The 21370-nt window shown below is 71.8% G+C and carries 25 protein-coding genes; 17 read left to right on the top strand and 8 right to left on the bottom strand.

The genetic code is table 11. From position 1 onward, the window contains the following. The 4 genes from F8271_RS06250 to F8271_RS06235 all read right to left on the bottom strand — a co-directional run bounded on the left by F8271_RS06250 (position 1) and on the right by F8271_RS06235 (position 2169). Positions 1-906, bottom strand: a complete 906-nt coding sequence (locus F8271_RS06250) for a JmjC domain-containing protein (RefSeq protein ID WP_225854189.1) — start codon at positions 904-906, stop codon at positions 1-3. Positions 907-928: 22 nt separating this feature from the next. Then, complete coding sequence (locus F8271_RS06245) at positions 929-1369, bottom strand: hypothetical protein (RefSeq protein ID WP_151488694.1); 441 nt, start codon at positions 1367-1369, stop codon at positions 929-931. Positions 1370-1433: 64 nt separating this feature from the next. Then, positions 1434-1679, bottom strand: a complete 246-nt coding sequence (locus tag F8271_RS06240; RefSeq protein ID WP_151488693.1) for a DUF397 domain-containing protein — start codon at positions 1677-1679, stop codon at positions 1434-1436. 130 nt (positions 1680-1809) lie between these two features. Next, on the bottom strand, positions 1810-2169 hold the full coding sequence (locus F8271_RS06235; protein ID WP_151488692.1) for a hypothetical protein: 360 nt from the start codon (positions 2167-2169) through the stop codon (positions 1810-1812). Positions 2170-2748: 579 nt separating this feature from the next. On the opposite strand from F8271_RS06235, the gene F8271_RS06230 reads away from it, so the two are divergent. Together F8271_RS06230 and F8271_RS06225 are read left to right on the top strand one after the other, a co-directional pair. Then, positions 2749-3609 carry a helix-turn-helix transcriptional regulator gene (locus F8271_RS06230; RefSeq protein ID WP_151488691.1) on the top strand — a complete coding sequence of 287 codons (861 nt, stop codon included), beginning with the start codon at positions 2749-2751 and terminating at the stop codon, positions 3607-3609. A gap of 2 nt (positions 3610-3611) precedes the next feature. After that, positions 3612-3803: a DUF397 domain-containing protein gene (locus F8271_RS06225; protein ID WP_151488690.1), complete on the top strand. Its 192-nt coding sequence runs from the start codon at positions 3612-3614 to the stop codon at positions 3801-3803. A 230-nt stretch (positions 3804-4033) separates the two neighbouring features. Here the strand turns inward: F8271_RS06225 and F8271_RS06220 are convergent, their stop codons facing one another. Then, the gene (locus tag F8271_RS06220; RefSeq protein WP_151488689.1) at positions 4034-4843 is read right to left on the bottom strand and encodes an enoyl-CoA hydratase-related protein; all 810 of its coding nucleotides are present in this window, start codon (positions 4841-4843) and stop codon (positions 4034-4036) included. Between the two features lie 19 nt (positions 4844-4862). On the opposite strand from F8271_RS06220, the gene hemW reads away from it, so the two are divergent. Then, complete coding sequence (gene hemW / locus F8271_RS06215) at positions 4863-6086, top strand: radical SAM family heme chaperone HemW (protein WP_192580166.1); 1224 nt, start codon at positions 4863-4865, stop codon at positions 6084-6086. Positions 6087-6146: 60 nt separating this feature from the next. Here the strand turns inward: hemW and F8271_RS06210 are convergent, their stop codons facing one another. Next, on the bottom strand, positions 6147-6776 hold the full coding sequence (locus F8271_RS06210) for a DUF4870 domain-containing protein (RefSeq protein ID WP_151488687.1): 630 nt from the start codon (positions 6774-6776) through the stop codon (positions 6147-6149). Positions 6777-6984: 208 nt separating this feature from the next. Between F8271_RS06210 and hrcA the strand changes: the two genes are divergently transcribed. The 3 genes from hrcA to F8271_RS06195 all read left to right on the top strand — a co-directional run bounded on the left by hrcA (position 6985) and on the right by F8271_RS06195 (position 9962). Beyond that, the gene (gene hrcA, locus F8271_RS06205; RefSeq protein WP_151488686.1) at positions 6985-8007 is read left to right on the top strand and encodes a heat-inducible transcriptional repressor HrcA; all 1023 of its coding nucleotides are present in this window, start codon (positions 6985-6987) and stop codon (positions 8005-8007) included. A 73-nt stretch (positions 8008-8080) separates the two neighbouring features. Continuing rightward, entirely contained in the window at positions 8081-9226 is a 1146-nt protein-coding gene (dnaJ, locus tag F8271_RS06200) for a molecular chaperone DnaJ (RefSeq protein WP_192580165.1), read from the top strand. Position 9227: 1 nt separating this feature from the next. Then, positions 9228-9962, top strand: a complete 735-nt coding sequence (locus F8271_RS06195) for a 16S rRNA (uracil(1498)-N(3))-methyltransferase (protein WP_151488684.1) — start codon at positions 9228-9230, stop codon at positions 9960-9962. A gap of 124 nt (positions 9963-10086) precedes the next feature. On the opposite strand, the gene F8271_RS06190 is transcribed toward F8271_RS06195, so the two are convergent. Then, entirely contained in the window at positions 10087-10848 is a 762-nt protein-coding gene (locus tag F8271_RS06190) for an SDR family NAD(P)-dependent oxidoreductase (RefSeq protein ID WP_151488683.1), read from the bottom strand. 43 nt (positions 10849-10891) lie between these two features. Here F8271_RS06190 and F8271_RS06185 point away from each other — a divergent pair, with 43 nt between their 5' ends. The 8 genes from F8271_RS06185 to F8271_RS06150 all read left to right on the top strand — a co-directional run bounded on the left by F8271_RS06185 (position 10892) and on the right by F8271_RS06150 (position 18385). Next, positions 10892-11251 carry a histidine triad nucleotide-binding protein gene (locus tag F8271_RS06185; RefSeq protein ID WP_151488682.1) on the top strand — a complete coding sequence of 120 codons (360 nt, stop codon included), beginning with the start codon at positions 10892-10894 and terminating at the stop codon, positions 11249-11251. Beyond that, entirely contained in the window at positions 11248-12633 is a 1386-nt protein-coding gene (locus F8271_RS06180; RefSeq protein ID WP_151488681.1) for a serine hydrolase, read from the top strand. Before F8271_RS06185 ends, F8271_RS06180 begins: the two co-directional genes overlap by 4 nt. Before the next feature lie 132 nt (positions 12634-12765). Then, entirely contained in the window at positions 12766-13824 is a 1059-nt protein-coding gene (locus tag F8271_RS06175; RefSeq protein WP_151488680.1) for a PhoH family protein, read from the top strand. A 15-nt stretch (positions 13825-13839) separates the two neighbouring features. Continuing rightward, positions 13840-14313: an rRNA maturation RNase YbeY gene (gene ybeY / locus F8271_RS06170; RefSeq protein ID WP_151488679.1), complete on the top strand. Its 474-nt coding sequence runs from the start codon at positions 13840-13842 to the stop codon at positions 14311-14313. Then, positions 14289-15713: a hemolysin family protein gene (locus F8271_RS06165; RefSeq protein ID WP_151488723.1), complete on the top strand. Its 1425-nt coding sequence runs from the start codon at positions 14289-14291 to the stop codon at positions 15711-15713. The genes ybeY and F8271_RS06165 overlap by 25 nt, the downstream gene beginning before the upstream one ends. Then, positions 15706-16092, top strand: a complete 387-nt coding sequence (locus tag F8271_RS06160) for a cytidine deaminase (protein ID WP_151488678.1) — start codon at positions 15706-15708, stop codon at positions 16090-16092. The genes F8271_RS06165 and F8271_RS06160 overlap by 8 nt, the downstream gene beginning before the upstream one ends. A gap of 5 nt (positions 16093-16097) precedes the next feature. Then, positions 16098-16994 (top strand): GTPase Era, encoded by an 897-nt coding sequence (gene era / locus F8271_RS06155; RefSeq protein ID WP_151488722.1) that lies wholly within the window; start codon positions 16098-16100, stop codon positions 16992-16994. Between the two features lie 176 nt (positions 16995-17170). Next, positions 17171-18385 (top strand): acyltransferase, encoded by a 1215-nt coding sequence (locus F8271_RS06150; RefSeq protein WP_151488677.1) that lies wholly within the window; start codon positions 17171-17173, stop codon positions 18383-18385. Here the strand turns inward: F8271_RS06150 and F8271_RS06145 are convergent. After that, a complete protein-coding gene (locus F8271_RS06145; protein ID WP_151488676.1) occupies positions 18372-19178 on the bottom strand; it encodes a DUF4097 family beta strand repeat-containing protein in 807 nt (268 codons plus the stop codon). The genes F8271_RS06150 and F8271_RS06145 overlap by 14 nt on opposite strands. 102 nt (positions 19179-19280) lie before the next feature. Between F8271_RS06145 and recO the strand changes: the two genes are divergently transcribed. The 3 genes from recO to F8271_RS06130 all read left to right on the top strand — a co-directional run bounded on the left by recO (position 19281) and on the right by F8271_RS06130 (position 21220). Further along, on the top strand, positions 19281-20156 hold the full coding sequence (recO, locus tag F8271_RS06140) for a DNA repair protein RecO (RefSeq protein ID WP_151488675.1): 876 nt from the start codon (positions 19281-19283) through the stop codon (positions 20154-20156). An 8-nt stretch (positions 20157-20164) separates the two neighbouring features. After that, entirely contained in the window at positions 20165-20965 is an 801-nt protein-coding gene (locus tag F8271_RS06135; protein WP_151488721.1) for an isoprenyl transferase, read from the top strand. A 69-nt stretch (positions 20966-21034) separates the two neighbouring features. Further along, positions 21035-21220 carry a hypothetical protein gene (locus F8271_RS06130; RefSeq protein WP_030336441.1) on the top strand — a complete coding sequence of 62 codons (186 nt, stop codon included), beginning with the start codon at positions 21035-21037 and terminating at the stop codon, positions 21218-21220. Positions 21221-21370: the final 150 nt, after the last annotated feature.

Raw genomic sequence — 21370 nt, 5'->3', positions numbered from 1 at the left:
TCACAGCGTGGCGTGGCTGGTTTCCTGCTGAGCAGCGCGCCGCAGCGCCCCCGACATCTCCTCGACGTTCAGGCCGGCGAGGTAGTCGATCATCAGCGAACGCGTGTCCTCGACGGTTGCCGGCATCCGGTCGGGGCCAAGCTCTGATGGCGGAATGACGGTGCGGAACCGGGGATCGTTGATTGCACTGCTAATCAGTCGCTCGGCCATCCACAGCGGTACGCGCTCCTTCAGTACGAAGGTCAGGTGCACGCTAGTCTCGACGGAGTTGCGCGAGTGCGGGTTGTGCACCCAGCCTCGCGGCAGCATGAGGATGTCGCCGGGGGTCAGCTCGACCGTCTGGTACGGGCCGTCCTCCTGCCACTGCTTGACCCAGTCGTCCTGCCACAGGTTCGTCGACATGGAGTGGTCGCGGTAGGGCGCGTCGACCTTGGGATTGAACAGCTCCCACGTCTTCGTCCCCTGGAGTTGCACCACGATCCCGAGGTACTGGTCCCAGTGGTAGTCAAGACCCTGCTTGCTGGGCGGGGTGATGAAAGCCGTGACGTACCCCGGATAGCCGGTCTCTGCCTGGATGCTCGCACAGATTGCGCTCAAGGGCGGGAACCAGCGATTCAGCTCGCGGAGCTGGATGGTGCAGCCCTGGTCGAGCAAGAGCTGTACGGAGGCTGGCGCAACCCGATCGTCGGCGGTGAAGCGGGCCGGGTGCAGCCCTTCGCCCTTGTGGAACACGTTCACGTAGTTGCTCGGTGCGCAGCCGGCGTCGAGGAAACCTCGGATCGTCTGCGCGTTGACCACCCGCCCGAGTGGGCTGCCGCTCGGGAGCCTCAGTGTGTACGGGTGCTCGGGCCATTCGCCGGGAATGGCGTTGGCAGCCTCGGGGCCGAGAATCATTTCGAGGGACATGTGCTTCTCCCAGTGTCGAAGGTCAGTTCGGCGGGAGGGGGCAAGGCGTCCTGGTGTGGTGGCGGTGCGGGCAACAGATGACCGCGTACACGACAACCCGGTTGGCGCTCAGGCTCACGGTGTAGTGCCAGATGGCGTCGCTGCCGCCCTCTAGACCTGTCCGGGAGTGCTCCAGTCGTGCCGCCGGGTCTACGTAGCTGAGCGTGGCGTCGGGTGGCTGTTGGGCGTAGGTGCTAGTAAGCCAGTCGAGCGCGCCCTGTACGTCGGTCCACGTCCGCTCCCGTGTTGTCTCGCGTCGCAGCAGGTAGTGGCCGTTCTCCAGCGGCGGCGTCGATGCGCGGATGAACGCAGCCGTTCCGAGGTCGCCAGGAGTTGGACCGGGCCGCCGCTCCGGGTCATGCTCCCGCCCGAAGAACTGGTGTGGACCAATCCACGGCTCGTAAGCGTGCCAGTGATGCGTCACCAGCGCCATTGTTCCCCCCTAAAGGCGGGCTGGCCGCGCATCGTGCGCGGCCAGCCCTGGTCGATCAGACGATTTCGCCGGCCTGGTACGCGGCGAAGAAGTTGTCCAGCTCGCCGCGGCTGAACCGCAGGGTCGGCGAGTCGGCACCCAGCTTCGAGTCGCCAAGGATGATGGCGTCCTCGCTGCCGGGCAGGATGGCGGCGGCGACGCAGCTCTCCATCGTGTTGGTGATGCCGCCTCCGCAGAGCTTCCGGAGGTTGACGCCGGTGGTGTCGACCTCGTACAGGTCGAGCGGATTCTTGATCGTCATGAGACGATCTCCTTTCGGTGTACTGCCTGCGGGGATGCGGTCCCCGCGCCGGTGGCGCACCTTCACCCCGGCCTGGTCGTCTGCTTTCCACGGGAGGCGACCAGGCCGGGCGTATCGGGGCGGCCGGAATCTACGCGTCGTCGGCCCCCTCGGAGGGCTCGGCGGCGGACTTCCGGTATGGCCCCCACGCAACGAAGCGCTCGTACAGCGCCTGCGGGGTCGGCCCATCGTGAGGGTTCAGGTGGTACAAGTCCTTGGTCGCCTCGTAGAACATGCCCGCCAGGTAGATGGACAGTCCGGGCGCGTTGTCCTCGAACTCAAGCCTCAGCCGGAGCTTGGCCTCGGCGCAGGGCCAGTGCTGACCGTCCACCCGGCAGAACCACATAGGGCGAAGCGGGGTGTGCGGCTTCTGCTCGTCCCGAGTGACCCGAGGTCGGTTCGGCGCCGGCCCCTTGAGAGGTGGGGCGGCCCGAGTGCTGAGGCTGCTCATGCGTCATCTCCTGCCTGCGGGTCACCAGCTCGGCGGCCAGCGTCCAATTGATCTGCGTCGGGGCGTTCCAGAGGTGATCGAAGGGTGGCGGCATCCGGGGGACTGGCGACGAGCTGATGCCGGTGATCGGCCGCTCAGGCGCGCTGGTCGCACGCTTCGGCTTGCGGGCGGTGCGGCAGGAGGGGCACGCACACTTCCGACCACCGGGGAAGCGCCTCGACCGATGCGGCCTGTGCCGTGGAAGGGTCAGGTCGGCGTCGTCATCGCTGAGCATCGCGCCCCTCCTGCCTGCCGAGGGAGTCCGGGCCGCGACCTACTCGTCCCCTCCACGACCCGGACCCCGAACCCTGGGAGCGGGCCGCTCCACCACGGGGGAGGCAGAGCGGCCCCGGGGCGAGCCCGCGGCAGCCGATTCACTGTCGAGCAAGTTCGCCTTGAGGACACTCTCTGTCGCCGAGCGTGATCGTGCAATGATTTACGTTGACACATGTCATGGTGGTTGTCCCATTCCTGCGAACCATCGAGAATCAGTCGCAGGTTCGATGGAGGGATCGCTTCAATCTGAGACAAGGGGGCCGCATGACCCATGCGGGGTCGTCCATACCGCGCAGGCAACTCGGGCGGTATCTGAAGCAGGGCCGCGAAGAGGCCGGGCTGTCCTTGGAAGCTGCCGGCGAGGCGCTGGAGTGGTCCCGGTCCACCATGTACCGGATCGAAGGCGGCGGCTCAGCGGTCAAGGCCCGCGACGTAACGGCCATGTGCGTGCTGTACGGCATGTCCGCCGAGATGACGTCGGCGCTGATCGCGCTGGCCGCTGAGACCAAGGCAAACGGCTGGTGGCACGCCTACGGCGACACCTTGCCGACCTGGTTTGAGCTGTACGTCGGGATGGAGTCAGCGGCGTCGCGCCTGCGGCACTGGGAGCCGGACTCGCTTCCCGGGCTGCTTCAGACGCGGGCCTACGCCGAACACCTGCTTCGGTCGCACCCGGAGCTGGAGGAGCAGGAGGTCGGACGCCTGGTCGAGCTTCGCATGGAGCGCCAGAAGATCCTCAAGCGGAGACACCCGGAGCCTCCGCGCCTGGAGGTCATTGTGGACGAAGGCGTGTTGCGCAGGTCGTTCCCTGGCATGGCGGACCAGCTCAGCCACCTTCACAACCAGGTGGCCGCCGAGGTCGCGACGATCCGCATCGTGCCCCGGGACGCGCCGCCCAACTACGCCTTGACCGGCGGTGGTTTCGTCATGCTGGAATTTCCAACGATCGGAATTCGAACGCCGGAGCCCACGACCGTATACAGCGAGTCACTGACAGGCGCTTTATATCTCGACAAGCCAGCAGAGGTTGCGGCGTACTCTGTGAGGTGGAGAGCGCTCGAAGGTCTGTCGCTCGACGCGGACCGATCGGCCGACCTATTAGCCACGATCGCCAAGGAGATGTAGCAATGAGTAACCTAACCGGAGCCGTGTGGCGCAAGAGCAGCCGCAGTGGGGGCAACGGCGGGCAGTGCGTGGAGGTGGCCGACAACCTCTCCGGCATCGTCGGTGTGCGGGACAGCAAGGACCAGTCCGGCCCGGCACTGACGTTCGACCCGCAAGCCTGGAAGGCGTTCGTCAGCTTCGCCAAGCAGCACTGACCCGGAAACGCAAGAAGGCCCGGCTCCCCAGAACGGGGCGCCGGGCCTTCTTCCCACGGCCAACCCTGCGCGATGTTGCCCCGGTCGGCGGGAACCCACAGTCGGCTCCGGGCGTCGATGACCAGGTCGTTGCCAAGCCACTGCTCGTCGGGGAACTCGCTGCTCATGCCCGCGAGCCGAGACGCCGTCGACCGCAGTCGGCGGCGTCCCGGTCCGCTGGGGGCCCGGTCCTACCCGGCATGCTCACCGGAATCCGTGTCGAGAGCGGCCACCCATCGAGTCAATCGCTTCTCCCGGAACGCCGTGACCCCCTCGCGACCCTCGTCGGAGAGGAAGAAGCCGGTCGAGAGAGCGGACAACCGGGCCAGGTCACCGCGCAGCTCGGCGGTCCCCGGTCGGCGCAGCAGCTCCTTCGCGCCGGCCAGCGCGCCGGGCGCGCCGCGTACCAGCGAGTCGCAGTGGCGCCGCACCGCCTCGTCCAACCCGTCGGCCGGCACGGAGGCCGTCACCAGGCCGATCTCGGCCGCCCGTCGCCCGTCGAAGGTGTCCCCGGTCAGGTACAGCTCGGCGGCGGCGCGCGGGTGCAGCCGGGGCAGCACGGTCGCCGAGATCACCGCCGGGATCACCCCGATCCGCACCTCGGTGAACGCGAACGTCGCCTCGTCGGCGCAGACCGCCAGATCGGCGGCGGCGATCAGGCCCAGCCCGCCGGCCCGCGCCGGCCCGCCCACCCGGGCCAGCACCGGCTTCGGGCACTCCCAGAGGGCGGCGAGGACATCGCCCAGCATCCCGGCGGGCACCGTCCCGCTGGCGTACGCCGCGGCGGTCTCCTTCAGGTCCGCGCCCGAGCAGAAGACCGGGCCGGTGTGGTCGAGCACGATCACCCGGACCGCGTCGTCGGCGACCGCGTCGGCCAGCCCGGCCAGCAGTTGGGTCATCAGGCCGGTGGAGAGCGCGTTGCGGTTGTGCGGGCTGTCCAGGGTGAGGGTGGTCACCCCACGGGCCGTGGCGACCCGCACGAGGACGTCGGGAGAGGTCATGCCGGGCACACTAGTGGCCATGCCCGGCGTCCTTCCAGATGGTGAGACCGTCCCCGTCGACGGATCGCTGCCCGCCACCGCCACCACGGCGGTCGGCGCGCGCGGCTTCGGCGTGTACGTCCACGTGCCGTTCTGCGCCAGCCGCTGCGGCTACTGCGACTTCAACACGTACACGGCCGCCGAGCTGGGTGGCGGTGCCAGCCGCGAGGGGTACGCCGACACCGTCCTGGCCGAGCTGACGCTCGCCGCCCGGGTGCTCGGCGACAACCCGCCGCCCCGGGTCGACACCGTCTTCGTCGGCGGCGGCACGCCCACCCTGCTCCCCGCCGACGACCTGGCCCGCATCCTCGACGGCATCGACCGCACCTGGGGGCTGGCCGCCGACGCCGAGGTGACCACCGAGGCGAACCCCGAATCGGTCACCCCGGAATCGTTGCAGCGGCTGCGGGCCGCCGGCTACACCCGGATTTCGCTGGGCATGCAGTCCGCCTCGCCGGGAGTGCTGGCGATCCTCGACCGCAAGCACAGCGCCGGCCGGGCCACCGCCGCCGCCCTGGAAGCCCGCGACGCCGGGTTCGAGCACGTCAACCTGGACCTGATCTACGGCACGCCGGGGGAGCGCCCCGAGGACTTCGCGGCCTCGCTGGAGCAGGTCGTCGCCGCCGGGGTGGACCACGTCAGCGCGTACGCCCTGATCGTCGAGGACGGCACCCGGCTCGCCGCCCGGATGCGGCGCGGCGAGCTGGCGTACCCCAGTGACGACGTCGCCGCGGACCGCTACCTGGCCGCGGAGGTCGCCCTCGACGCGGCCGGCCTGTCCTGGTACGAGGTCTCCAACTGGGCGCGCGACGACGCGGCCAGGTGCCGGCACAACCTGCTCTACTGGACCGGCGCGGACTGGTGGGGGTTGGGGCCGGGGGCGCACAGCCACGTCGGCGGGGTGCGCTGGTGGAACGTCAAGCACCCGTCGGCGTACGCCCAGCGGCTCGCCGCCGGCGTCTCACCCGGCCTGGCCCGGGAGGTGCTCACCACCGACGAGGCGCACATGGAGGACGTCATGCTCCGGCTGCGGCTCGCCAGCGGCCTGCCGCTGGCGGTGCTCGACGCCACCGGGCGGGCCGGCGCGCAACGGGCGCTGGCCCACGGCCTGCTGAACGCCGAGGAGTACGCGGCCGGCCGGGCGGTGCTCACCCTGCGCGGCCGGCTGCTCGCCGACGCCGTCGTCCGCGACCTGCTGCCCTGAGCCGGCCCGCCGCCGGTGACGGCGGTGTGCCGGGCCGGCCGGGGGAGCGGCCGGCCCGGGTCACTTGATGAAGCTGGCGGAGAGCGGGTAGCGGTAGAGCTGCCCCTCGTTGGCCTTGATGCCGGCGATGATGCCGAACACGGCACCGAGGATCACGGCGGCCGCGACCGGGATGAACCCGATCACGATGCAGGACAGCACCCAGCCGACCAGGCCGATGATCGACCAGATGAGCTGGAAGTTGAGCGCCGCCACGGCGTGCGCGCGGACCGTGGGGGACTGGTTGCCCCGGGCCAGCAGCGCCACCAGCGGCCCGATCCAGCCGAGCACACCGCCGCTGACGATCATCCCGGCGGCGCCGCCGAAGTGCGCGACCAACGCCCAGGTCTTGTCCTCGTTGTTGGCGTAGCCGCCGCCGGGGCCGCCGTAGGCGCCACCGGTCGGATACCCGCCACCGGGCGGCGGGAAGCCACCGGGCGGGTAACCACCCGGCGGAGGGTAGCCGCCCGACGGCGGTTGGTCGCCGGTGGGCGGCGGATAGCCACCGGCCGGGGGATAGCCGCCCGGGCCGGGTGCCCCGGACAGTGGTGCGGTGGGTGGCTCGGCCGATGCGGACGAGCCCGGTGAGGTCGGCTCCGGCGGGTAGTTGCCGGGGTCTCCCGCTCCGGGAGGGCGAGGAGTTTCAGTCATGAGTGTCACGGTAGGGGCCGTTGGCAACGCCGCACCAGAGCGACACCGCCCGGTCGGGCGGGCCGATCGGCCCAGCGGGGTGGCGCGGGCCGCACCGACGAGCTGTCGTTGATCATCGCGTCGGCGGGGGCACCGACGTAGACTGGCACTCGTTACAGTCGAGTGCCAGGACGGTCCGGCGGCCGACGTGCGACAGGAGGTGCGGAGGATGGGTCTCGACGACCGCAAGCTCGCCGTGCTCCGCGCCATCGTCGAGGACTACGTCTCCACCCAGGAGCCGGTCGGCAGCAAGGCGCTGGTCGAGCGGCACCAGCTCGGGGTCTCCCCGGCCACGGTCCGCAACGACATGGCCGTGCTGGAGGAGGAGGGCTACATCCGGCAGCCGCACACCAGTGCCGGCCGGGTGCCCACCGACCGCGGCTACCGGCTCTTCGTCGACCGGCTGTCCCGGGTCAAGCCGCTCAGCCCGGCCGAGCGCCGGGCCATCGAGCGCTTCCTCGTCGGCGCGGTCGACCTCGACGACGTGGTGCACCGCACCGTACGCCTGCTCGCCCAGCTGACCCGGCAGGTGGCCGTCGTGCAGTACCCGTCGCTGGCCCGCTCCTCGGTACGACACCTGGAGCTGGTGCCGATCTCCACGACCCGGTTGATGCTCGTCATGATCGCCGACACCGGGCGGGTGGAGCAGCGGCTGGTGGAACTGCCCGGCCCGGTGCCCGCCGACGACGTCACCGACCTGCGTCGACTGGTCAACGAGAAGCTCGCCGGCGCCCGCCTGTCGGACACGCCGCCGCTGGTGCAGGCGCTGGTCGAGGAGGCGCCGCCCGAGCTGCGTCCGACGATGACCACGCTCGCCACGGTGCTGCTCGAGACGCTCGTCGAACGGCACGAGGAACGCATCGCGCTGGCCGGCACCGCCAACCTCACCCGGGGCGGCCTGCTCGACTTCCAGGGTTCGCTGCGGCCGATCCTGGAGGCGCTGGAGGAGGAGGTCGTGCTCCTCAAGCTCATCGGCGAGACCGAGCCGAGCACGACCCGGGTGCTGATCGGCGACGAGAACGAGTTCGACAACCTGCGGGCCGCCTCCGTGGTCAGCACCGGGTACGGCCCGGGTGCCACGATCGTCGGCGGCCTGGGGGTGCTGGGGCCCACCCGGATGGACTACCCCGGCAATATCGCCACGGTGCGCGCCGTGGCACGCTACGTGGGCGAGTTGCTGGCCCAGAACTGACCAGTCAGGGCCGACGGCCGGCTGCGGCCGCCGGTCGGCGCAACGCGAGACGAACATGAGGACACGGAACGCAGTGGCCAGGGACTACTACGGCATTCTCGGTGTCAGCCGGGAAGCCTCCGATGACGAGATCAAGCGCGCCTACCGCAAGCTGGCGCGCCAGTTCCACCCGGACGTCAATCCGGACCCGGAGGCTCAGGAGAAGTTCAAGGACATCAACGCCGCGTACGAGGTCCTCTCGGACGACCGCAAGCGGCAGATCGTCGACCTGGGCGGCGACCCGCTCGCTCCGGGTGGCGGTGGCGCCGGCGGCCCGGGTGGTCCGGGTGGTGCCGGCCCGTTCGTCGGCTTCCAGGACATCATGGACGCGTTCTTCGGCGGTGCGGCCGGCGGGGCTCGTGGCCCACGTCCGCGTACCCGGCCGGGCGCCGACGCGATCCTGCGACTCGAGTTGGACCTGCACGAGACGGCGTTCGGCGTCGAGGCCCCGATCACCGTCGACACCGCCGTGCTCTGCACCACCTGCTCCGGCGCCGGCACGGCCGCCGGCACCCACCTGGCCACCTGCGAGGCGTGCGGCGGCCGGGGCGAGGTGCAGTCGGTGCAGCGCACCTTCCTCGGCCAGGTGGTCTCGGCCCGGCCGTGCACCGTCTGCCAGGGCTACGGCACCACCATCCCGCACCCCTGCCCCACCTGCGCCGGCGACGGCCGGGTGCGCACCCGCCGCTCGCTGACCGTCAAGATCCCGGCCGGCGTCGAGGACGGCATGCGGATCCGGCTGGCCCAGCAGGGTGAGGTGGGCCCCGGTGGCGGCACCGCCGGTGACCTCTACGTGGAGATCCACGAGCGCCCGCACGACGTGTACTCCCGCAAGGGCGACGACCTGCACTGCCGGGTCACCGTGCCGATGACGGCGGCGGCGCTGGGCACCCGGCTGACCATCAAGACGCTGGACAGCGAGGAGACGGTCGACGTCAAGGCCGGCACCCAGCCGGCCAGCACGCTGCGCCTGCGCGCCCGGGGCGTGCCGCACCTGCGCGGCACCGGCCGGGGCGACCTGTACGTGCACCTGGACGTGCGGACGCCGACCAAGCTCGACCCGGACCAGGAGAAGATGCTGCGCGACTTCGCGAAGACCCGTGGTGAGGAGGTCGCCGAGCTGTCCAAGCAGGGCGGCTTCTTCTCCCGGATGCGCGACGCGTTCAACGGGCACGCCTGAGGTGTCCGCGCCGCTGTTCCTGGTCGAGGCGCTGCCCACCGGCGACACCCTGACCCTGGACGGCCCGGAGGGGCACCACGCCGCCACCGTGCAACGGCTGCGGGTCGGCGAGGAGCTGCTGCTCGCCGACGGGCGGGGCGGCACCGCCGCCGCCGTGGTCACCGCCGTCGGCCGGGGCACCCTGGAGGTCAGCGTCACCTCCCGGGGGTACGCGGACGCGTCCGTACCCCGGATCGTCACCGTGCAGGGCATCGCCAAGGGCGACCGGGGTGAGCTGGCCGTGCAGGCGATGACCGAGGTCGGGGTCGACGAGATCGTGCCGTGGGCGGCGTCGCGTTCGGTGACCCAGTGGCGCGGTGACCGGGGCGTACGGGCCCGGGACAAGTGGGTGGCCACCGCCCGGGAGGCGGCCAAGCAGGCCCGCCGGCCGTGGCTGCCGGTGGTGGCCGGTGCGCCGGACGAGTCCACCGCGACCGTGGCCCGCCGGATCGCCGGCGCGGCGGCCGCGTTCGTGCTGCACGAGGAGGCCGACGAGCGGCTGACCGTCGCCGAGCTGCCGAGCGCCGGGGAGATCGTCCTGGTGGTCGGCCCGGAGGGTGGCATCGCCCCGGCCGAGCTGACCGCCTTCCGCGAGGCCGGCGGCCGACCGGTGCGGCTCGGCCCGGCCGTGCTGCGCACCTCCACCGCCGGGGTGGCTGCCCTCAGCGTGCTCGCCACCCGCCTCGGCCGCTGGTAGCCGCCCCGCGCCGCCGCCGGCTCGACGGGAGGCTGCCAGGGTGCGGGCCGCAGGGCCTGGCGGTGGCCGTCGCGGTCAGCCACTCCGCGGGTGAGCCATCCTGCGGGTCCAGCCACCCTGCGGGTCAGCTGCGCAGGTAGGAGGCCCCGTTCAGGTCGACGATCGTGCCGGAGGCCCACTCGGCCTGCGGCGAGGCCAGCCAGTGCACCGCGGCGGCGATCTCCTCCGGCCGGGCCACCCGGTCGAACGGGCTCTGCGCCCGGATCGCCGCTCCCCGCTCGCCGCGCAGGTGCTCGGCGGTCATGTCGGTCGCCACGAAGCCCGGTGCCACGGTGGCCACCGCGATGCCGTACGGCGCGAGCGCCACCGCGAGGGACTGGCCCAGCGCGTTCAGCCCGGCCTTGCTGGCGCCGTACGCCGGCTGCTCCGGCTCGCCCCGGAACGCGCCCCGGGACGAGACGTTCACGATCCGACCGCCGCGCTCGCGCATGTGCTGGGCGGCGCACCAGGTGACGTTGCCAGCACCGGTCAGGTTGGTCTCCAGCACCTGCCGCCAGCGCCGCTGCCACTGCTCGTAGGAGGCGCCGAAGATCGGGTGTGGGTCGTCCCGGTCGCCGTACATCCCGGCGTTGTTGACCAGCACGTCGAGCCCGCCGAGCAGTTCGGCCGCCCGGTCGACCATCACCCGCACCGCGTCCGGATCGGTGAGGTCGGCGCGGACCACCACGTGCCCCGTGCCGGGCAGGCTGGCGCGCACCCGCTCGGCCGCGTCGGCGGAGTCGCGGTGGTGGATGGCCACCCGGTCCCCGCTCGCCGCGAACGCCTCCGCCACCGCCCGGCCGATGCCACGCGAAGCCCCGGTCACCAGTACCGCCCGATCCGTCATGCCGGCCATCCTGCCGTAGCCGTTTCCTCCTTACACTGCCCGGATGGGATCCGACTGCCTGTTCTGCCGCATCGTCGCCGGGGACATCCCGGCCACCCTGGTCCGGGAAACCGACACCACCCTCGCCTTCCGCGACATCGACCCGAAGGCGCCGGTGCACGTCCTGGTCATTCCAAAGGAGCACTACGCCGACGTCGCCACCCTCGCCCAGGGCGATCCGGGGCTGGCCGCGGACGTGCTGGCGACGTCCGCCGCGGTCGCCGAGGACGAGGGTCTGCTCGGCGACGGATTCCGGCTGATGTTCAACACCGGGACGTACGGCGGGCAGGAGGTGTTCCACGTGCACGCGCACCTGCTCGGCGGCGCGCCGCTCGGCCCCATGCTCGCCCGGGACCTGGCGTGACGGCCGGCCCCGACGTGCACGACCGGTTGCGTCGGCTGGTCCGCCGGGTGCAGGCCGACGCCCGGGTGCCGGCGGTGTCGGCGGCGCTGCACCGGGCCGACCGTCCCCTGTGGAGCTGCACGGTCGGCGACACCGGCACCGACAGCCCGCTGGGGCCGGACACCCAGTTCCGGATCGGCTCGATCACCAAGACCTTCACGGCGGTGCTCACCCTGCAGTGCCGCGACGACGGTCTGCTGGACCTGGACGACCCGGTGGGCCGGCACCTGGACCTGCCGGCGCACGGCGAGCTGACCGTACGACGGCTGCTGTCGCACACCGGCGGCCTGCAACGCGAGCCGTACGGCGACGTCTGGGACACCCTGCGCGTACCGGACGCCGACCGGCTGACCGCGGACCTCAAGCGGGCCGAGCGGGTCCTGCCGCCGGGCCGCCGCTTCCACTACTCCAACCTCGGCATGGCCGTGCTCGGCCTGCTGGTAGCCCGGCTGCGTGGCGGCACCTGGGCGGAGGTGCTCGCCGATCGGGTGCTGACCCCGCTGGGCCTGACCGACACGACCGTGACGCCCGGGTCGACGGCGGCCGTCGGCTATTTGGTCGACGCGTACTCCGACGAGGCGCACCCGGAGCCACCGACCGACTTCGGCGCGGTCGGGCCGGCCGCCCAACTCTGGGGCACCGCGACCGACATGGCCCGGTGGGCGGCGTTCCTCGCCGACCCGGCGGCGCTCGACCCGACCGGCGCGGTGCTCGCCCCGGCGACCCTGGACGAGATGCGCTGGCCACTCACCACCACCGACGAGACCCTGTGGGGTGCCGGCTTCGGGCTCGGGCTGATCCTCATCCCGCAGGGCGAGCGTGTGGTGCACGTGGGCCACGACGGCGCCATGCCCGGTTTCCTGGCCGCCGCCTACGGCCGGCGGGGAGGCGACGGCACGGCCGGCGCGATGGGCGCCGCCGTGCTCGGTTCGTCCGGTACCGCGGCGGAGGTGTTCGACCTGCCACACCGGCTGCTGGCCGAGGCGGTCGAGCACGATCCGGCCGAGATCGAGCCGTGGCGGCCCGGTGCGCCGGCTCCGGCGGCCCTGCGCGGCCTGCTCGGCCGCTGGTGGGGCGAGGGGTCGGAGTACGTCTTCTCCTGGCACGACGACACCCTGCGGGCGCGTGCGGTGAAGGACCCGGCTGGGCGTCCGCCGGCGGTCTTCGCCCCGGTGCCGGACCGTCCGGACGTGTTCCGCACGATCTCCGGCCGGGAGGTCGGCGAGCTGCTGAGGCTGACCCGCGACGACGAAGGCACGGTGATCCGGATGCACTGGGCGACGTACCGGTTCACCCGTCACCAGGAGACGTTCGACCGGTACGACTTCCGGGCCGGGAGTTGATCGCGGCCAGCGGAAATGGGCGCGATGCGTCCCGCGTTGAACCGATACGATGGGTGTAACGTCCGCACGCCGTGCCACCAGGGCCGGCGCCGAGATCGAGAGCAGGTGGCGCAGGGCCCTTCGGCCCGACCTATGACCGGCACCCCACCTCCCGGCCCGCCCCGGGTGCAGACCAGGATCACCGTGCCCGACTCGAAGATCATGGTCAACCTCCTCGGCGCGGGTGACGAGATCCTGCGACTCGTCGAACGCTCGGTCACCAGTGACGTGCACGTCCGTGGCAACGAGATCACCATCACCGGCGCCCCGGCGGACAACGCCCTCGCCGAGCGGGTCTTCAGTGAGCTGCTCGAACTCATCGAGAAAGGCGAGACCCTGACCACTGACGCCGTCCGGCGTACCGTCGGCATGCTCGAGCAGGGCAGCGCCGAGCGGCCCGCCGAGGTCCTGACGCTCAACATCCTCTCCCGTCGCGGCCGCACCATCCGCCCCAAGACCCTCGGGCAGAAGCGGTACGTCGACGCGATCGACACGCACACCATCGTCTTCGGCATCGGCCCGGCCGGCACCGGCAAGACGTACCTGGCGATGGCGAAGGCCGTCCAGGCGTTGCAGGCCAAGCAGGTCAACCGGATCATCCTGACCCGGCCGGCGGTCGAGGCGGGCGAGCGACTGGGCTTCCTGCCCGGCACGCTGAACGAGAAGATCGACCCGTACCTGCGCCCGCTCTACGACGCGCTGCACGACATGCTCGACCCGGAGACCATCCCGAAGCTGATGGCCGCCGGCACGATCGAGGTCGCCCCGCTGGCGTACATGCGGGGTCGGACGCTCAATGACGCGTTCATCATCCTGGACGAGGCGCAGAACACGACGCCCGAGCAGATGAAGATGTTCCTCACCCGGCTCGGCTTCAACTCCAAGATCGTCGTCACCGGTGACGTCACCCAGGTGGACCTTCCCGGCGGGACGACCAGCGGCCTGCGGGTCGTCCGGGAGATCCTGGAGAACGTCGAGGACGTGCACTTCGCCCAGCTGTCCAGCTCCGACGTGGTCCGCCACCGGCTGGTCGGGGAGATCGTCGACGCGTACGCCCGCTGGGACGCCGAGCGGGAGACCCAGCAGGCGCAGGGCGTCCACGCCGTGCCCGGGCGACCCGCCCAGGGTGGCCGAGCCGGCCGCCGCCGCTAAAGCAGAGGAAAGCAGTTGTCCATCGAGATCGCCAACGAGTCCGGTGTCGAGGTCGACACCGACGCCGTGCTCGCCGTCGCCCGGCACGCCCTCGACGAGATGGGGGTCAACCCTCTCGCCGAGCTGTCCGTGCTGCTGGTCGACATCGACTACATGACCGAGCTGAACCACCGCTGGATGGGTGGCGACGGCCCGACCGACGTGCTCGCGTTCCCCATGGACGAGGGCAGCGTCGACCACGGCCCGGGCGAGAGCGCCCCGGCCGGTGGAGAGCCGGCCCTGCTCGGCGACATTGTGCTGTGCCCCGAGGTGGCGGCGAAGCAGGCGGCCACGGCCGGGCATGCCCCGGCCGACGAGCTGCACCTGCTCACCGTGCACGGGGTGCTGCACCTGCTCGGCTACGACCACGCGGAGCCGGAGGAGGAGCGGGAGATGTTCGGGCTCCAGGCCCGACTGCTGGCGAGCTGGCGGTCGACCCGCACCCAGTGATGTCCACTCCTCCGTTACTCGCGGCCGGCCCCACCGCCGGCCTTCCGGATGTGCAGCTGATCGTCTTCGCGGCCGGCCTGGTGGTGCTGGCCGGCGTGATCGCGATGACCGAGGCGGCGCTCGCCGCGGTCTCGCCGGCCCGGGCCGCCGAGTTGGCCCGGGACGGCGTACGCGGCGCCCGCACCCTGCAGGCCGTCGCCGGTGACGTGGTCCGGCACCTCAACCTGCTCCTGCTGTTGCGGCTGCTCGCCGAGTTGACCGCCACCACGCTGGTGGCGTTGGTCGCGGTGGACAGCTTCGGCGCCGGCTGGCGGGCCGCGCTGGTCACCGCCGGCGCGATGACCGTGGTCAGCTTCGTGGTGGTCGGGGTCGCCCCGCGCACCATCGGCCGGCAGCACGCGTACGCGGTGGGTCGGGCGGTGGCCCCGCTGGTCCGCTGGCTGGGCCGGGCGCTCAACCCGCTCGCGTCGCTGCTGATCCTCATCGGCAACGCGGTCACCCCGGGGCGCGGCTTCCGGGAGGGCCCGTTCGCCACCCAGGTGGAGTTGCGTGAGCTGGTCGACCTGGCCGAGCAGCGCGGCGTGGTCGAGCACGGCGAACGTCAGATGATCCATTCGGTCTTCGCGCTCGGCGACACCATCGCCCGTGAGGTGATGGTGCCGCGTACGGAGATGGTGTGGATCGAGGAGGGCAAGACGCTCGCCCAGGCGCTGGCGCTCTTCCTGCGGTCCGGCTTCTCCCGCATCCCGGTGATCGGTGAGAGCGTCGACGACGTGCTGGGTGTGCTCTACCTCAAGGACCTGATCCGGCGGTCGAGGGGCGGTGACCCGTCGGCCGAGCAGCTGCCGGTGGCCGAGCTGATGCGCCCGGCGACGTTCGTACCGGAGTCGAAGCCGGTGGACGACCTCCTGTCGGAGATGCAGGCGGCCCGCAACCACCTGGTCATCGTGGTCGACGAGTACGGCGGCACCGGCGGCCTCGTCACCATCGAGGACATCCTGGAGGAGATCGTCGGCGAGATCACCGACGAGTACGATGTCGAACGCCCGCCGGTCGAACGCCTGCCCGACTCCTCGGTACGGGTCACCGCCCGCCTGCCGGTGGAGAACCTGGGCGAGCTGTTCGACACCGATCTGCCCACCGACGAGGTGGAGACGGTCGGTGGTCTGCTCGCCCAGTCGCTCGGGCGGGTGCCGATTCCCGGCGCGGAGGTCGAGGTGGCCGGTCTCCGACTTGTCGCCGAGGGCACCACCGGCCGGCGCAACCGGATCGACACGGTTCTGGTCAGCCGGGCGGAGCCGGGCGACGAGCAGGACACCGCGGGGCGCGGCGAGCACGCCGGCCCCGGTGACGACCAGGGCCACAACCGAGACGAGGAGAGGCAACCCGCAGATGCCTGAGACACCCGCCGCGCCCACCGCACGGCCCACCCCCACCGCGCCGGCCGTACTGAGCGCCGAGGACGCCAAGCTGGTCGTCCTGGCCCGGGGCGCCCGCGGGCGGGTCGGTGCCGTGGAGGGCGCCGCGGTCCGGGACTCCGACGGCCGGACGTACGCGGCGGCGAGCGTCGCCCTGCCCTCGCTGACCCTCACCGCGTTGCAGTTGGCGGTGGCCTCGGCCGTGGCGGCCGGAGCGAACCGGCTGGAGGCGGCGGTGGTGGTGACCGAGGCGTCGACGCTGGACGGTGCCGGGCACGCCGCGGTTCGTGACCTGACCGTGGACGCGCCGATCCACGTGGCCGCGCCGGACGGCACCGTGCTCGGCACGGTGACCCAGTGAGCCCCGTGCAGGATCCGCAGGCACGCCCGTACCGGGCCGGCTTCGGTTGCTTCGTGGGCCGGCCCAACGCCGGCAAGTCCACGCTGACCAACGCGATCGTCGGCACCAAGATCGCGATCACGTCGAACAAGCCGCAGACCACCCGGCACGTCATCCGGGCGGTGCTGCACCGTCCGGATTCGCAGCTGGTCCTGGTCGACACGCCGGGCCTGCACCGCCCGCGTACGCTGCTCGGCGAACGCCTCAACGACCTGGTCCGGTCGACCTGGACCGAGGTCGACGTGATCGGCCTCTGCATCCCGGCCGACGAGCCGGTCGGGCGTGGTGACCGTTTCATCTCCGGCGAGTTGGCCGAGTTGAAGGCGACCGTGCTGGCGGTGGTCACCAAGACCGACCTGGTGGACAAGCGTCGGCTGGCCGAGCAGCTGCTCGCCGTCAGTGAGATGGGGGAGTTCGCCGAGATCGTGCCGGTGAGCGCGGTCTCCGGACACCAGGTGGACACGCTGGTCGACGTGATGACCAAGTATCTGCCGCCGTCGCCGCAGCTCTACCCGGACGACATGCTGACCGACGACCCCGAGCAGGTGCTGGTCGCCGAGCTGATCCGGGAGGCCGCCCTGGAGGGGGTCCGCGACGAGCTGCCGCACTCGATCGCCGTGGTGGTCGAGGAGATGATCCCCGAGGGTCAGGTCATGAAGATCTACGCCGACCTGTACGTGGAGCGGCCCAGCCAGAAGGCCATCGTGCTCGGTCACAAGGCGAGCCGGCTCAAGGAGGTCGGCACCAACGCCCGCCGCCAGATCGAGGAGCTGCTCGGTGGCCGGGTCTATCTGGACCTGCACGTGCGGGTGGCGAAGGACTGGCAGCGCGACCCGAAGCAACTGCGCAAGCTGGGCTTCTGACCCACCACGCCGACCCGGCCGGACGCCCCGGTCGGGTCGGGCGCGGCGTACTCCATGATCTTTTCCGGTCGTACCGATGGCAGGTTTCACGTTTGGTCGGGGTGCCGGCCGTTTGGCGCCGGCACCGCGCAGGGTAGGGGAAGTACGCCCCGCGTCCCCGACCCAGATGCAGGCTGATGCGCAACAGGTATCTCGATCTGCTCCGTTTCCTGGCCATCGTCCGAGTGGTCGTCTACCACGTCACCGGGTGGGCGACCCTCACTCTCGTCTTCCCTGCCATGTCGGTGATGTTCGCCCTGGCCGGCTCGTTGATGGCCGCCTCGCTCACCCGGTCCGGTCCGGCCGCCGTCGGTCGCCGGTTGCGCCGGTTGCTGCCGTCGCTGTGGGTGCTGGCGGCGGTCTTCGTGCCGGCCATGCTGTTCAGCGGGCTGGCGTGGAGCCCTCGGGTGCTGCTGTGGCTGTTCCCGATCGCCGATCCGCCGGCCAACAACTGGGGTGCCCTGGCGCTGAGCATCATCTGGTACCTGCGCGACTACCTCTGGTTCGTGCTCGCCTCACCGATCGCGTTCTGGCTGTTCCGTAAGGCCCCGCTGCCCACCGTGATCGCCCCGTACCTCCTGCTGGTGGCCATCGAGGTGGGCATCTATCAGGCGCCGCCACCGGTGCTGCGCGAGTTCGGGTTGTACTTCGGCGCATGGCTGCTCGGGTTCGCCCACCACGCGGGGATGCTGCGCCGGCTCGCCGGCCGGGTGGTGTACCCGTTGGCGCTGGCGCTCGCGACGGCCGGCGGCGCGTGGATCGTCGCGCACCCCGGCCCGCGCGGATACGACCTCAACGACAACCACCTCGGCAACGCCCTCTGGTCCGCGGCGTTCATCCTGATCGTGCTCGGTCGGGCGCCGGCCGGGATCGCCTGGCTGGAGCGCAGCCGACTGGCCGACCGGACGGTGACCGTGGTGAACCGCCGCGCGCTGACGGTCTACCTCTGGCACATGCCGTTCGTGGTGGCGCTCACCCCGCTGGTCGACGTGGTCGGCTGGTCCCACCAGGACCCGTTGGGGTTGGCCATCCGCGTACTGCTGGTGTTCGCGCTGGTCGGGGTCGTCACCCTGGTCGTCGGCTGGGTCGAGGACGTCGCCGCCCGGCGTCGCCCGGAGCTGATCCCGGGCGGTCCGCCGGTGCCGGCCGAGCCAACCGCGCCGTCCGGCGCGGAGCCAGCCGCCCGGCCCGGCGTGGAGTCGGCCGCCGGGCGGGGCGTGGAGCCAGCCGCTCGGCCCGGTGCGGAGTCGGCGGCTTGGCCTGGCGCGGCCGGGCACGCCGTCGGATCGGCCGTGGTGCCGGCGCAGCGGACGGCCGGGGAGGCGGCCACCGTCGAGGTCAACGCTGGCTGATCGTGACGTTGCCGCTGCCGGCGGAACCGTCGAGCACCAGGGACGCGGCCGGGTCGTCGGCGACGGTGACCCGCGTGTCGCCGGAGCCGGCGCTGGAGCGCACCCGGTAGCTGCCCGCCGGCACCAGCACCGTCACGTCGCCGCTGGACGCGTGTGCCCGGACCGCCGCCGGCTTGTCCAGCTCGACGGTGACGTTGCCGGAGCCGGCCTCGGCGTCCGTCGCGCCCTCGAGCCGCCGCGCGGTGATGTCACCGGACCCGGCGCGCAGGCGAACCGCCGCGCTGGCCTCGCTGACATCGATGTTGCCGGAGCCGGTCTCCACCCCGACCGCGCCCGTGGCGCCGGCGATCCGTACATCACCCGAACCCAGCCGAAGGTCCACCGTGCCGACCTGGCTCAGCTCGATGTCACCGGAACCGGACTCTCCCTGCACGGTCACACCCTCCGGCACGGTCACCTCGTAGGAGACGGTGCACCGGCTGCCGCAGTCGGTGTCCAGGACCAGTTCGCTGCCCTTGATCTCGTAGCGGGCCCGGGGCTCACCCCCCTGGTAGCGCACCACCCGCTTGATCCGCGCCTCGCCCGCCGAGCCGGTGCCCCGGACCACCACGTCGCCCGCGCCCCCCAGCATCCGGATCGTGGTGATCTTCACCGCCTCGGTGTCGTCGTAGTCGAGCCGACGGAACGAGAGGTTGTCGCACCCGGCGAGCAGGATGAGGGCGGCGGTCATCCCCATTGCGACGGGGGCCGTCGCACGACGACGGACGGCGGCGGTGGTCTCGAGCAGTGCCATGGTCAGCACGCTACGGCCGGGCACGAGTCGGGCGCATCGGGGTTCATCCGTGCGTCCACCCCGAACCGACCCTGATTTCACACCCCGAGGGAGAATGGTCCGATGGCCGGGTACCGCCGACAGCTCTACCGCGACGACGCGGTGGTGCTGCGCGTGCAAAAGCTCGGTGAGTCCGACCGGATCATCACCCTGCTCACCCGCCGGCACGGCCGGCTGCGCGCGGTGGCCCGAGGGGTCCGTCGCACCATGAGCAAGTTCGGTGCGCGACTGGAACCGTTCGGCCACGTCGACCTGCAACTCGCCGGCGACCCCAAGGGCAACCACGGCAGCTCGCTGCACACGGTCAGCCAGGTCGAGGGCATCGACCTGTACGGCAAGCGGTTCCTCGGCGACTATCCCCGCTACACGGCGGCCAGCGCGATCGCCGAGACCGCCGAGCGGCTGACCCCGGTGGAACGGGAGCCGTCGCTGCGACTGTTCCAGCTCACCGTGGGCGCGTTGAAGGCGCTGTCCCGGGGCGAACACGCGACGACCCTGGTGCTCGACGCGTACCTGCTGCGCGGGATGGCCCTCGCCGGCTGGGCGCCGGCGTTGACCGCGTGCGCGGTCTGCGGCACCCCCGGGCGACACCGGGCGTTCTCGGTGCCGGCCGGCGGCGCCGTCTGCCCGGACTGCCGACCGCCCGGCGCCGCCCACCCCGCCCCGGCCACCATCGATCTGATGTCCGCGCTGACCACCGGTGACTGGGTGCTCGCCGACGCCACCGACACCGGCGTACGCCGGGAGTGCAGTGGGCTGGTCGCGGCGCACCTGCAGTGGCACCTGGAGCGCGCGCTACGCTCGCTGCCGCTGGTCGACCGGGGCCCCTCGGTCGACGGCACGGCCCCGCCGCCGGGCGGCGGTGGGGCTGCGATGCCCCGGCCGCGCGGCGACGTCGCGGCCGAGGCGGACGGTGCGAGCAGGGAGAGAGCCGAGTGATCCGATCGATGAGGGCCAGCCGGCGTGAGCCGACGCCGCCGACACCCCACCCGTCCGGCGCCCGGCCGCCGGCCCTGCCCAGCGAGGCCGTGCCGAGGCACGTGGCCGTGGTGATGGACGGCAACGGGCGGTGGGCCAAGGACCGCGGGCTGCCCCGCACCAAGGGTCACGAGGCGGGGGAGCACAGCCTCTTCGACACCATCGAAGGCGCGATCGAGATGGGCATCCCCTACCTGTCGGCGTACGCGTTCTCCACGGAGAACTGGCGGCGCTCCCCGGACGAGGTCCGGTTCCTGATGGGGTTCAACCGGGACGTCATCCGCCGTCGCCGCGACCAGCTCGTCGACCTCGGTGTCCGGGTGGTCTGGTCGGGCCGGCCCGGCCGGTTGTGGAAGAGCGTCATCTCCGAGTTGCAGACCGCCGAGGAGATGTCCCAGGGCAACTCGACGCTGACCCTGCAGTTCTGCGTCAACTACGGCGGGCACGCGGAGATCGGCGACGCCGCCGCCGCGATCGCCCGCGAGGTGGCGGCCGGCCGACTGGACCCGGCGAAGGTCACCGAGAAGACCGTGGCGAAGTACCTCTACCACCCGGAGATCCCGGAGGTGGACCTGTTCCTGCGCCCGTCGGGTGAGCAGCGCACCTCCAACTTCCTGCTCTGGCAGAGCGCGTACGCCGAGTTGGTCTTCCTGGACACGCTCTGGCCGGACTTCGACCGCCGCCACCTCTGGTACGCCTGCGAGCTGTACGCCCAGCGCGACCGGCGGTTCGGCGGCGCGCTGCCCAACCCGGTGGCCCCGACGGTCTGAGTCGAGGCTTACCGGCCGGTCACTCTGGGTACCAGATACGTCAGAAGCCACTGACGGAGGTGAACCCACATGATCCAGAAGCGCATTGCCCAGTGGGCGGTGATGGCTATCGCGGTGCCGCTGGCCGCGGCCGGTGCACGTCGGCTCAGCCACACCCTGGAGGCCCGGCGTGGTCCCTCCGGGGCGACCCGGCTGCTGACCAAGGGTGCGGACCTCATCCGCCCCCAGAAGGCCAAGCGCCGCCGTTTCTTCTAACCCAACCCCACGTCTCCCCGGCGCCGCCCGCACATGTTTGTGCGGGCGGCGCCGCCCCATCCCCGCCCGCCCGGTCGATCATGGAGTTGTGGTGGGCGGTTGGGCGGCATTCGCGACTTTCGTCCACCACCACAACTCCATGATCGACCG

The organism is Micromonospora sp. ALFpr18c, from assembly GCF_008868155.1.
Classification (GTDB): Bacteria; Actinomycetota; Actinomycetes; order Mycobacteriales; family Micromonosporaceae; genus Micromonospora.
Note: the sequence above shows the minus strand (reverse complement) of the source record. Positions and strands in the feature narration are given on the sequence as shown.